The sequence below is a fragment of the Arthrobacter sp. 05L45_2 genome, from assembly GCF_056397525.1.
On the sequence record NZ_JBFTNO010000082.1, the window covers coordinates 1 to 11,918 of the forward strand.

General features: G+C 67.9%; 10 protein-coding genes and 1 tRNA gene. 9 read left to right on the forward strand and 2 right to left on the reverse strand.

Features of this window, described 5'->3' with window-relative positions; translation table 11 throughout:
- The first annotated feature begins 81 nt into the window (after nucleotides 1–81).
- The 5 genes from AC1DHD_RS08430 to AC1DHD_RS08450 all read left to right on the forward strand — a co-directional run bounded on the left by AC1DHD_RS08430 (nucleotide 82) and on the right by AC1DHD_RS08450 (nucleotide 6,209).
- On the forward strand, nucleotides 82–1,419 hold the full coding sequence (locus AC1DHD_RS08430) for a YibE/F family protein (RefSeq protein ID WP_476879282.1): 1,338 nt from the start codon (nucleotides 82–84) through the stop codon (nucleotides 1,417–1,419).
- 85 nt (nucleotides 1,420–1,504) lie between these two features.
- On the forward strand, nucleotides 1,505–2,683 hold the full coding sequence (gene dusB / locus AC1DHD_RS08435) for a tRNA dihydrouridine synthase DusB (protein ID WP_476879273.1): 1,179 nt from the start codon (nucleotides 1,505–1,507) through the stop codon (nucleotides 2,681–2,683).
- A complete protein-coding gene (locus AC1DHD_RS08440) occupies nucleotides 2,676–3,965 on the forward strand; it encodes a deoxyguanosinetriphosphate triphosphohydrolase (RefSeq protein ID WP_476879274.1) in 1,290 nt (429 codons plus the stop codon). Before dusB ends, AC1DHD_RS08440 begins: the two co-directional genes overlap by 8 nt.
- Nucleotides 3,966–4,030: 65 nt before the next feature.
- Entirely contained in the window at nucleotides 4,031–5,998 is a 1,968-nt protein-coding gene (gene dnaG, locus AC1DHD_RS08445) for a DNA primase (protein ID WP_476879275.1), read from the forward strand.
- A gap of 138 nt (nucleotides 5,999–6,136) precedes the next feature.
- Nucleotides 6,137–6,209, forward strand: a tRNA-Asn gene (locus tag AC1DHD_RS08450).
- Nucleotides 6,210–6,318: 109 nt separating this feature from the next.
- Here the strand turns inward: AC1DHD_RS08450 and AC1DHD_RS08455 are convergent.
- On the reverse strand, nucleotides 6,319–6,726 hold the full coding sequence (locus AC1DHD_RS08455; RefSeq protein WP_476879276.1) for a hypothetical protein: 408 nt from the start codon (nucleotides 6,724–6,726) through the stop codon (nucleotides 6,319–6,321).
- Between the two features lie 399 nt (nucleotides 6,727–7,125).
- Complete coding sequence (locus tag AC1DHD_RS08460) at nucleotides 7,126–8,349, reverse strand: multidrug effflux MFS transporter (RefSeq protein ID WP_476879277.1); 1,224 nt, start codon at nucleotides 8,347–8,349, stop codon at nucleotides 7,126–7,128.
- Nucleotides 8,350–8,625: 276 nt separating this feature from the next.
- Between AC1DHD_RS08460 and AC1DHD_RS08465 the strand changes: the two genes are divergently transcribed.
- From AC1DHD_RS08465 to AC1DHD_RS08480, 4 genes are all read left to right on the forward strand, one after another.
- Entirely contained in the window at nucleotides 8,626–9,522 is an 897-nt protein-coding gene (locus AC1DHD_RS08465) for a phage holin family protein (RefSeq protein WP_476879278.1), read from the forward strand.
- A 55-nt stretch (nucleotides 9,523–9,577) separates the two neighbouring features.
- Nucleotides 9,578–10,246, forward strand: coding sequence for a CDP-alcohol phosphatidyltransferase family protein (locus AC1DHD_RS08470; protein WP_476879279.1), 669 nt, complete (start codon nucleotides 9,578–9,580; stop codon nucleotides 10,244–10,246).
- The gene (locus AC1DHD_RS08475; protein WP_476879280.1) at nucleotides 10,246–11,151 is read left to right on the forward strand and encodes a DMT family transporter; all 906 of its coding nucleotides are present in this window, start codon (nucleotides 10,246–10,248) and stop codon (nucleotides 11,149–11,151) included. Before AC1DHD_RS08470 ends, AC1DHD_RS08475 begins: the two co-directional genes overlap by 1 nt.
- A gap of 103 nt (nucleotides 11,152–11,254) precedes the next feature.
- The coding region (locus tag AC1DHD_RS08480; protein WP_476879281.1) for a glycosyltransferase at nucleotides 11,255–11,918 on the forward strand (664 nt) is incomplete at its 3' end.

Below are 11,918 nucleotides of genomic sequence, written 5' to 3' on the forward strand. Positions count from 1 at the left end.
CACACCGGACACTCCCACACCGTCCAGGGGCACCCCGACCCCACGCCCCGCGAACTCGCTGCCCGGAGGAAAGCCAACTGGATCCTGGCGGCCGTCCTGGTCCCGCTGACCCTGCTGACCGCCGTCRCCATGGTCCTGCTCTGGCCCTCGGGCGGCAAGGAGGGCCTGAAGCTGTCGAGCCCCTACGCGGCGGCCCCCGGCGTCAGCTTCGACACCGGGGTCATCCGGAGCGTCGTCGTCGGCGACTGTATGGACAACGCCGCACAGCCCGGCGCGGCCGCCGGCACCACGCCGGCGCCGGCCTCCCAGTGCACCTTTGCCTACACCGAGCCGGACAAGGGCGGCAACCAGGTCAAAGTTGTGATCAACCCCGACGTCGCCAAGTCGCACGGCGTTAAGGTCGGCGACAACATCCGCTACCTCAACCTCTCGAAGGCCCAGGGCGCCGCAGCCGGAGGGTCGCCCGCCTATGTATTCGTTGACTTCGTCCGTACGCTGCCGATCATCCTGCTCGCCGTCCTCTACGCCGTCGTCGTCATCGCAGTGGCTCGCTGGCGCGGGCTGCGCGCCCTGATCGGCCTGGCCGGCGCCTACGCCGTACTGGTCGCGTTTATCCTTCCCGGCCTGGTGGAAGGCAAACCGCCCCTGCTGCTGGCCCTGGTCGGATCGACGGTGATTATGATCGGGGTGCTGTATTTCGCCCACGGATTCACCGCCCGGACCTCGACGGCGCTGCTGGGCACCATGTTCGGCCTGGGCATCACCGCGGCGCTCGCGGCCTGGGCCACGGACGCGGCGAACCTGGCCGGCGTCGGCAACCACGACGCCGCCACCCTCGCCAACGTCTCCGACCACATCTCGATCTCCGGGATCATCCTGTGCGGCCTGATCATCTCGGGCCTGGGCGTGCTCAACGACGTCACCATCACCCAGTCCTCCGCGGTGTGGGAGCTGTGGGAGATCGCGCCCGGAACCTCGGCCCGGAAACTGTTCGCCGCGGCCATGCGCATCGGCCGGGACCACATCGCCTCCACGGTCTACACCATCGCCTTCGCCTACGCGGGCGCAGCCCTGCCGATCCTGATTATCGTGATGCTCTACGAGCGCCCGCTCGGCGACGCCCTGACCAGCGCCGAACTTTCCGAGGAAGTCATCCGCACGCTCGTCGGATCCATCGGGCTGGTCCTGGCAATTCCGGTCACCACGCTGATCGCCGTCCTCGTGGTCAAGGCCACCGGACTGAAGGGCGGAACGGCGGTCGACGCCGGCCGGGCGGCTCCCGCCGCCGCCGCCGGTCTGGGCAGGGAGCACGAGGCTGAGCCGCTCGGGGACGCGCGCGGGGAGCGTGAGCCGGTCGGTGTGGCGGACAGCGGTGCTGAGAGCCGCCGTCGTGGCCGGCGTGCGGCCTTGCCCGGCTGAGGACCGACGGCGGCCTGACGGGCCGCGATTTCCACATAGCCTGGCCGGATCCCGTCGATTTGCCCGTCTTTGAGACAATGGTCGGGTGACTGTTGTAGCAACCCCTCCCGCCCCCAAGCTGGAATTGCCGCCCCTGAAGCTGGGCCCCATCACGGTGGACACCCCCGTGATCCTGGCCCCGATGGCGGGCATTACCAACTCCGCCTTCCGCAGGCTCTGCCGGGAATACGGCGGCGGTTTGTACGTGGCTGAAATGGTGACCTCCCGCGCCCTCGTGGAGCGCACCCCGGAGTCGCTGCGCATTATTTCGCACGACGAGGACGAGAAAGTCCGTTCCGTCCAGCTCTACGGCGTGGATCCCGTGACGGTCGGCCAGGCCGTCCGGATGCTGGTGGAGGAGGACCGCGCGGACCACATTGACCTGAACTTTGGCTGCCCGGTGCCCAAGGTGACCCGGCGCGGCGGCGGTTCCGCGCTGCCCTGGAAGACGGACCTCTTCACCTCGATCGTGCAGACCGCGGTGAAGGAAGCGTCCAAGGGCAACATCCCGCTGACCATCAAGATGCGTAAAGGCATTGACGATGACCACCTCACCTACCTCGACGCCGGCCGCATCGCCCGCGACGCCGGCGTGGCCGCCGTCGCCCTGCACGGCCGCACCGCCGCGCAGTTCTACTCCGGCAAGGCCGACTGGTCCGCCATTGCCCGCCTGCGCGAAGCCCTCCCGGACATTCCGGTCCTCGGCAACGGCGACATCTGGTCCGCGGAGGACGCGGTCCGGATGGTGCGCGAGACCGGGGTGGACGGCGTCGTCGTGGGCCGCGGCTGCCAGGGCCGCCCGTGGCTGTTCGGCGACCTGATGGCAGCCTTCGAGGGGAGCGACGTCCGCCACACCCCGGCCCTCCGCCAAGTGGCCGAAAGCATCTACCGGCACGCCGAGCTGATGGTCGAGACCTTCGGCGACGAGGGCAAGGCCCTCCGCGAGATCCGCAAGCACATGGCCTGGTACCTCAAGGGCTACGTGGTGGGCAGCGAGCTGCGGAACCGGCTGGCACTCGTGACCAGCCTCGAGGTCCTCCGCAGCACCCTCGACGAACTCGACCTCGACTCGCCGTACCCGGGCGCCGACGCCGAGGGCCCGCGCGGCCGCGCCGGCTCGCCCAAGAAACCGGCCCTGCCCAAGGACTGGCTGCTCAACCGGAGCCTCGATGCCGAGCAGTCCCACGAGATCTCCTTCGCCGAACTGGACGTCTCCGGTGGCTGAGACCCGGACAACCGCGCCCGTACTCGATGGCTACGTGGACCGCGACTGCGCCCGCTGGGTCGAGGAACCGCCCAAGAGCACCTACCGCTCCGACTTCGAACGCGACCGCGCCCGGGTGCTGCACTCCTCGGCGCTGCGCCGGCTCGGGGCCAAAACCCAGGTGGTCGCCCCGGACACTGACGACTTCGTCCGCACCCGGCTCACCCACAGCCTCGAGGTGGCCCAGGTGGGTCGCGAGCTCGGCCGTGCCCTGGGCTGCGACCCGGACGTTGTGGACACCGCCTGCCTGAGCCACGACCTCGGCCACCCGCCCTTCGGGCACAACGGGGAGTCGGCCCTGAACGAGGTCGCGCACGCCATCGGCGGCTTCGAAGGCAACGCCCAGACGCTGCGCCTGCTGACCAGGCTCGAACCCAAGGTCCTCGCCCCGGACGGCCGGCCCGCCGGCCTGAACCTGACCAGGGCCAGCCTGGACGCCGCAGCCAAGTACCCGTGGTCCGCCGAGGACGCCCCGGTCATCCACGGCCAGCGCACCAGCAAGTTCGGCGCCTATGAGGACGACCTGCCGATCTTCGAATGGATCCGCGAGGGCGCTCCGGAACGCCGCTCCTGCCTTGAGGCCCAGGTCATGGACCTCGCCGACGACATCTCCTACTCCGTGCACGACGTCGAGGACGCGATCGTCGCCGGGCATTTCCAGCTGCGCTGGATGGACAACCCGGACCACCGGGCACGGGTGGTGGGCTACGCCAAGCAGTGGTACCTGCCGCACAACGACCCCGCGGCCATTGACGCCGCCCTGGCGCGGCTGGAATCCACCAGTGTCTGGGTGCGGGAGGCCGACGGTAGCCGCAAGTCCATGGCGGCCCTGAAGGACATGACCAGCCAGCTGATTGGCCGGTTCTGCCAGAGCGCGCTGGAGACCACCCGTGCCGTCTACGGTCCCGAGAACCTGACCCGCTACAACGCCGAACTCATCGTCCCGGACGAGACCGTGATGGAAATCGCCGTGATGAAGGGCCTGGCCACCACCTTCGTGATGACCACCGAGCACCGGCAGCCCATCTACGAACGGCAGCGCGAAGTGCTGCACGCGCTCGTGACCGCCCTGAACGCCAGCGGCGACCGGCACCTGGAACCGATGTTCGCCGCCGACTGGAGGGCCGCGGAGGACGACGGCGCGCGGCTGCGGGTCGTGATCGACCAGGTCGCCTCACTGACCGACGGCTCCGCGCTGGCCATGTACGAACGGCTTGTCGGCAGCCTCCCGTCGCTGTGGTGACGGGCACCGGTGACGGCGCTCATAGGCGGCCCACCGGCGTCGCACCCGGGTACTAGGATGGCACTGTGGCCGGCCTGATCAAACGTGAAGATATCGACGAGGTACGCCAGCGTACAGACATCAAGGAAGTCGTCGACGGCTATGTGACCCTCAAGGGCGCCGGGCTGGGTTCCTTCAAGGGGCTGTGTCCCTTCCACGACGAGCGGTCGCCCTCGTTCACCGTGCGTCCGCAGGTGGGCCGCTACCACTGCTTCGGTTGCGGCGAAGACGGCGACGTCATCTCGTTCGTGCAAAAACTGGACCACACATCCTTCCACGAAGCCGTGGAAAAGCTCGCCGCCAGGATCGGCTACGAACTGCGTTACGAGGACGGCGGGTCCGGGCCCAACCGTGAGGAAATCGGCCGCCGCCAGCGACTGCTCGACGCGCACAAAATTGCGGACGAATTCTTCCGCGCCCAACTGCTGACCCCCGGCGCCACGGAGGGCCGGAACTTCCTCTACGGCCGCGGCTTCGACCGCGCCGCCGCCGAACAGTTCGGTGTCGGCTACGCCCCACAGGGCTGGGACTCGCTGCTCAAACACCTCCGCGGCCGCGGCTATACCGACGCGGAACTCAAACTCACCGGCATGTTCTCCGAGGGCGGCCGGGGCATCTACGACCGTTTCCGCGGCCGGCTGATCTGGCCCATCCGCGACATCGCCGGAGACACCATCGGGTTCGGCGCACGCAAGCTGTACGAGGACGACCAGGGCCCCAAGTACCTCAACACACCGGAAACCGCGCTCTATAAGAAATCCCAGGTCCTCTACGGCATCGACCTCGCCAAACGGAATATTGCCAAGGACCGCCAGCTCGTGGTGGTGGAGGGTTACACCGACGTGATGGCCTGCCACCTGGCCGGAGTCACGACGGCGGTGGCCACCTGCGGGACCGCCTTCGGCACCGAACACATCAAGATCGCCCGCCGGCTGCTGTCCGACGACGGCAGCGGGGGAGAGGTCATCTTCACGTTCGACGGCGACGCCGCCGGCCAGAAGGCGGCCCTGCGCGCGTTCGAAGAGGACCAGCGCTTTGTGGCCCAGACCTATGTCGCCGTGGAGCCCGGCGGTTCGGACCCCTGTGAGCTGCGCCAGGCCAAGGGCGACTCCGCCGTCCGGGACCTGATCAACACCCGCCGTCCACTGTTCGAATTCGCGATCCGCGCCGCGCTCAAGCGGCACAACCTGGACACCGTCGAGGGCAGGATCGCCGCGCTGCGTGAATCCGCCCCCGTGGTCGCGCAGATCCGCGACGCCGGCATCCGCCCCGCCTACGCCCGCGAACTGGCCGGCTGGCTGGGTATGCCGGTCGAGGAAGTCAGCCGCGCCGTGGGCGCTGCAGCCAAACGCCAGGCCCAGGGCCCGTCCGGAGGCGCGGGGCAGGCATACGGCCAGAACCCTGGTCCGAACTCCGGCCAGAACCCGGGTCAGTACGCGGGCCGCCCTGGCGGCACGGGCCCCGGTTCGGCGCCCGGCCTGGCGCCGCTGCCGCCGTCGGCCGCGCTTCCTGCCTTCAACCGGCCGGACCCGCGGGACCCCGTCGCCGCGATGGAACGCCAGGCCCTTGAGGTCGTCCTGCAGGAGCCTGCCATCCTTGAGGGTGCAACGTGGGAGCGCTTCTCGGAGGCCCGGTTCTCCACGCCGGCCTACCTGGCCATCCACGAGGCCATCCGCGCCACCGGCCCGGGAGCCATCGGCGACCCCGCCCGGTGGGTGGAGCTGCTGCTGCAGGAAGTGCCGGAGCCGTTGCGGCCCCTCGTGTCTGAACTCGCCGTCGTGCCCCTGCCGGCAAGTACGGCCGAGGCTGTCCAGCGGTACTGCCGCGATATTCTTGCCCGGCTGTTCGAGCTCCAGATCACCCGCGTCAAGGCGGACAAGATGGGCCAGCTCCAGCGCCTGGACGCCTCGGCGGACCCAGAGGCGTTCCAGCGACTGAACCGTGAACTCATGGAACTGGAGATGCAGCGGCGCTCGCTTCGGATGGACGGGTGAGCCCGCCGCGTTGACGCTGGTGCTTGCCCGTGCCGGTTTGGGGCCGATGCCGGTGGGCGGCGGGGCAGTCCGGTGGGGATCGGGCGGGGTCAATTTCGCTTCCCGGCAGGGTGTTTGCTAGGCTTATATCCGCTTCATTCCTCCTTAGCTCAATTGGCAGAGCATTCGACTGTTAATCGAAGGGTTGCTGGTTCAAGTCCAGCAGGAGGAGCGGACAGGCTCCGCGGCCGGTGAATAACCGGCTGCGGGGCCTTTTTTCTTGGCTTGGACTTTGGCCGGGCTGCCAGCCGGGACGCAGGTGCGGCTCGTGGGGCGGTGTCTCAGACAAAGAACATTTCGACCTGTAGGAAGCGCTCCGCCTCGGCGACGGCGGCCTGGAAGGCTTCGTCCTCGGTGGGGGACTGGCGGGGTTCACGTGGATGCCACTCGTGGGCCGAGGAGTGCACCCGGGTGAAGCCACCCCGCGGCGGCGCGTAGAAAATGCCAAAGCGCTGTACGGGCCACTCCCTGGATGTCTCGGGCGCCACCAGGAGGGCCGAGTCGTACGCCGGGTTGTACCACTGTGCAATGGGCCGGCGCCGGTCGTCGGTGAACAACCCGGCCGCGTAGAGGGCCGCCGACTGGGGACTGGTCTGCGAGCACAGCCGGTCCCACCACAGAGGCAGAATACCGTCGTCGCACCGCTGCCACGTGGCCGGAAGGGGAGGCGGGTCCTGCCAGTCAGGCACACAACAACTTTATCGCCAGCCGCAGGCCGGGAACAGGGTAGCCCGACCCACCCGGAGTGTGGACATGTCCTGTTTCCGAGGCCACGGATGGACATGCCCCGTTTCCGAGGCCCCGGATGGACATGTCCGTTCGCGGGGCTAGCGGTTGGACATATTCGGATTATGTCCAGTGCTGGGAGCCGGGGGTGAGCATGTCCATCCGGCTGAGGGAGCATGTCCTGTCTCCAAGTTCAAGGATGGACATGTGCGTCGGAGAAGGGCGGCCGATGGGCATGTCCATTCGCGGGAGTGGGCATGTCGTGTGGCCGCGGTTAGGGATGGACATGTTGGTTCGTGGAGACCACCGATGGGCATGTCCATCCCTGGGGTCGGCAGGTGGGAGTGCCGGACGGGCTCGGGCTAGTGGATTGAGGGCACTGTCCGGGGCCGGACGATGAACCAGAGGGACCCGGCGGCCAGCAGGATGCAGCACGCCTGGACGGCTCCCATCGGGGTCGCCGAGCGGAGGCCCAGCCAGCCGACCACCGGAGAGATGATGCCGGCCATGAGGAAGGTCGCGGCCCCCAGGAGGGATGCCGCCGTGCCGGCCTGTGCGCCGTGCTTGGCCAGTGCCAGGACCTGCACACAGGGGAACGTGAACCCGGTCCCCAGGATGTACAGCCAGAGCGGGACCATGACCCCCCACAGGCCGAAGCCGAGCCGGTCGAAGACCACGATCAGTATCGCCATCGTGAACATCCAGGCCGTCGAGCAGGCCAGGATCCACTGCGGCGGGACGCGCTTGATCAGGCGTGAACTGGTCTGCACACCGGCAACGATGCCCAGCGAATTGATCCCGAACAGCAGGCCGTACTGCTGCGGGGAGAACCCGAACAGCCCCTGGAACAGGAACGGCGACGCCGACAGGTACGTAAAGAGGCCGCCGAAGTTCAAACCGCCCAGCAACAACAGGCCCACGAAGATCCGGTCGGCAAATAGGACGCCGTAACGCTGGCGGGCAGTCATTCCGGTGGTGCCCCGAAGTTCGCGCGGAAGGGTTTCACGGACCACAAACAGCGCCGCGATGATCACGCAGGTCCCGTAGCCGGCAAGGAAGAAGAAGATCCCAGGCCACGGCATCAGTAGCAACAGTTGGGAGCCAATGACCRGCGCGAGGATGGGGGCCAGTCCGTTGACCAGCGCCATGCGCGAAAACATCCGGACCATSGCGTAGCCGCTGAAGAGGTCCCGSACCATYGCCATSGCCACCACGCCGCCGCCGGCGGCTCCGATGCCCATGAGGACTCGGAACAGGCCGAGGGTGCCGATATCAGTGGACAGCGCGGCGCCGAGGGAAGCTCCGATGTGCACCGCGGTGGCCAGAATCAGCGGCAGCCGGCGGCCGAACTTGTCGCTGAGCGGACCCACCACCAGTTGGCCGAGGGCGAAGCCGACGGTGGTGCCCGTCAGGGTCAGCTGCACCGCGGCCTCGGTGACTCCGAGGCTCGCCTCCAGGGCGGGAAACGCCGGCAGGTAGAGGTCCACCGTGAACGGACCAAGGGCGGTGAGGGCGCCAAGCATCAGGATGTACAGGAGCTTGCGACGGCGGCTCAGGGAATCGCCCGGATTGGTGGGTGTATGCACAGTGGTCAATCCTAGGGCCGCTCCGGGCAAGCCACGCCGAAGGCCGCGCTCCGGCTGCGCCGAGGCCGGGCCCGGCGTAGCCGCATCGCGTCCCGCCGCCGCCCCAACGCTCGCCACCCCACCGCTTCCCGCGCGCCACGGCGGCCCGCCCGGCCGCCTGCGGGGCGCCGTCGGGAGCCTGAATGGTAGTTTTGACACCTGGGAGTGCGTGAAGCTGCGCAGACCCCGCAATCCAGCGGAAGCGGAATCACTGATGGAACCAGTTAGGCGGAACCGATGAGCGGACGGCACACCGGCACTACAGGCGGCGGGCTGCGTCTCTCCGCGCTGCCCAAGACCCTGAAACTGATCTTCAAGCTGGCGCCACGGCAGCTCAATGACGAGATCGCCTTCGCCAAGGCCGAGCTCAAACGCAAAGGCATCCAGGTGGGCGTCGCCGCGGCCTTCTTCGCCGTCGCCCTCATCTTTGTCGCATTCCTGGTCATCGGGCTCATCGTGGCCGCCATCATGGGCCTCGCCACGATCATGCCCGCCTGGCTCGCCGCCCTGTTGGTCTGCGCCGCTTTCCTGGTGATCGCCCTGATTGTGGGCCTCATCGGCTACTCCCGGTTCAAGAAGGCCATGCCGCTGCTCCCGGAGGAGACCATCCGCGGCCTGAAGTACGATCTCGGCATCGCCAAGGAAGGCTCCTCGTTCGACGCCGCCCTCCTGGACCCCAAGTCTCCGCAGGCCAAGGCCGCGAAGGCTGAAAAGGAAGCGGCCGCAGCCAAGGCCAAGGCCGAAAAGGAAGCCAAGAAGGCAGCCGAGCAGCCCGATCTGGGTCCGGCCCCGACCGAAGCCGATCTGCGCCGCCGCCTCGACCAGCGCCGCCAGCACCTCACCGGGGTCCGCGACGAGCTGGGCCAGGAACTGGACGTGAAGACGCAGGCCCAGGCACTCCTTGCCGCCACCCAGCACCGGCTCGGAGAAGGTAAAGAGCTCGTCGATGACAAGGTCTCCGGCTTCCGCGCCCAGGTCAAGGCCACCCAGGCGAAGGCACGCGACACCGCAGGCACCCCGGCCGGGGAGACCGGACCCGCGGCCGAACTCAGCAAGCGCTGGAAGCCGCTGGCCGCCCTCGCGGCGTCGTCGGCAGCCCTTGTGTTCCTGCTTCGCCGACTCCTCAAGGGCTAGGCGCTGCCCTGAACTCCGACACTAACTCGTTGCCGGCTGTGGGAAGGGGGRACAGATGAAGTTCATCGGCGCTGGCGCACGCCCCGGGCAGCCCGAGATCCACCACGACGCGGTCTTCACCCTTCCCAACCTGCTGACAGTGGTGCGCTTCCTCGGCGTGCCGCTGTTCATCTGGCTGGTGCTGGCCAAACAGGAGTACGGCATCGCAGCATTGGTCCTGGCCGTGATGGGCAGCACCGACTGGGTAGACGGGTACATCGCCCGTCGCTTCAACCAGATGTCCAAGCTCGGGCGCATCATGGACCCCATCGCGGACCGGTTGTCCCTGATCGCTGTGGCGGTCACGCTGGTGATCGCCGGCGTCGTCGAATGGTGGTACCTGACCGCTCTCCTGGTCCCGGACATGGTGCTGCTCGTCATCTCCCTCTTCTACTTCCACAGCCACCCGGATCTGCCCGTGAGCCGGATCGGCAAAATGCGGACGGGCCTGCTGCTGCTCGGCACGCCGCTGCTGGTGCTGTCCAAGCTGCCCATCCCCGGGACCGGCGCCTATTTCCTGGCGGCGTGGATCTGCCTTGGCCTCGGCCTGGTGGGGCACTGGATTGCGGCGTACAACTACTTTTGGGCGATCATCCGCAAGGGCCGGAGCCGCAAAGCCGGAGTCGCCGCGGGGGATTCCTCCGGTAACGCTGCCGGCGGGACCGACGACGGCGGTTTGCGCTGATGGTCTGGCTTGCGGTTGTGCTGGCGGTACTTGGCGCCTTTTTCCTGGCATTTGGTGCCCAGCGCCAGGGCAGCGCCGTCAAAGCCGACACCGGCGGCCTCGCCCTCAGCTCCCACGGTTTTTTCCGCCTGCTCCGTAACCCGCGCTGGGTCCTGGGCTTGTTGCTCCTGTGCACCGGAACGGCGATGAACGCCGTCGCCCTCGTGTCCGCACCGCTGACTGTGGTCCAGCCGATCGGGGCGATAGCCCTGGTCATCACCACCGTCATCAACGCCAAGGACCAGGGACTCAGCATGAACCGGGCCACAGTGGTGGCCATCAGCGCCTGTGTGACCGGCTCCGCCCTCTTTGTGGTGCTGGCCGTCAATGTCACGCAGGAAAACCACCACGTCAGCGCCACGGATGAACTCACCATCGTGCTCCTGCTCGCATTGGCTGTGGGCCTTTTCGGAACACTGGCCGTACTCTTCAAACACCGGATGAGCGCCTTCGTCTACATCCTCGGAGCCGGTGTGCTGTTCGGCTTCGTTGCCGTCCTGACGCGCATTATCGGCAAGCACCTGCTCGACCCCAACGGGCAGTTCCTGCTCAACGTCCAGTGGTACACCCTGGTGGCCATCCTCGCAGCCGGCGGCCTGGGATCCTGGTTTGTGCAGAGTGCCTACTCCGGCGGGCCGCCGGACCTGGTGATTGCGGGCCTGACCGTCATCGACCCGATCATCGGCATCGCGATCGGCATCGTGATCCTGGGCGAACTGCGCTCCGACGTCCACGCCGTGACGGCGATTGCCATGGGCGCGGCCGCTCTCCTTGCTATCGTGGGAGTGATCGCCCTTTCCCGGCACCACCCCGAGGTCACCAAGCGCAAGAAGGACGCGCGCAAGGCCGCGGGTCGGCTGTCCTAGGGGCGGCGCCACAGACTTCAGGCGCAGGCCCGGCGCCTGCACCGACGGCCAGCGGGCCTCACCAGCCCCGCTGACCGCCCCGTGACCACCAGGAGCCCTCCCCGTGACCATGCCCGTGAACGACCACCCCGACAAACCGCTGACCATCCTGATTGCGGCCGACACGTATCCGCCGGACGTCAACGGTGCCGCGCAGTTCGGCTACCGGCTGGCCAAGGGCATGACCGGCCGCGGGCACGACGTCCATGTCCTCGCCTGCCGCGCCAGCAAGGGAAAGAGCTACAGCGAGTTCCGCGACGAGGCCACCGTGCACCGCCTGCGCTCCCACTCCGTGCCGACCCACGAATACTTCCGGATCACGTTCCCATGGGAGATCAAGAAGGAAATCGGGCTGCTGTTTGACCGGATCCAGCCGGACGTAGTGCACATCCAGAGCCACTACATGATTGGCGAGCACGTCCTGTACGAGGCTGTCCGGCGCGGCATCCGCATTGTTGCGACCAACCACTTTATGCCGGAGAACCTGAACCCGTTCCTGCCCTTCCCGCAGTGGTTCAAGGACATCGTGGGCCGCGTCTCCTGGCGGGACATGGGCAAGGTGATGGGCCAGGCCGACGTCGTCACGACCCCGACGCCGCTCGCCGCCAAAGCCATGCACCAGCACGCCTTCCTCCGCAAGGTCCTGCCGCTGTCCAACGGAATCGATGCCGCGGCGTACGAGCTGCTGCCCGGCGAGGAGGCAACCAGGCACTCCAGCCCCACTGTCC

Bases quoted from the DNA above. Each gene is read 5' to 3' on its own strand.
- AC1DHD_RS08465 (WP_476879278.1), top strand. From the start codon at position 8,626: ATGAGCGGACGGCACACCGGCACTACAGGCGGCGGGCTGCGTCTCTCC.
- AC1DHD_RS08470 (WP_476879279.1), top strand. From the start codon at position 9,578: ATGAAGTTCATCGGCGCTGGCGCACGCCCCGGGCAGCCCGAGATCCAC.
- AC1DHD_RS08475 (WP_476879280.1), top strand. From the start codon at position 10,246: ATGGTCTGGCTTGCGGTTGTGCTGGCGGTACTTGGCGCCTTTTTCCTG.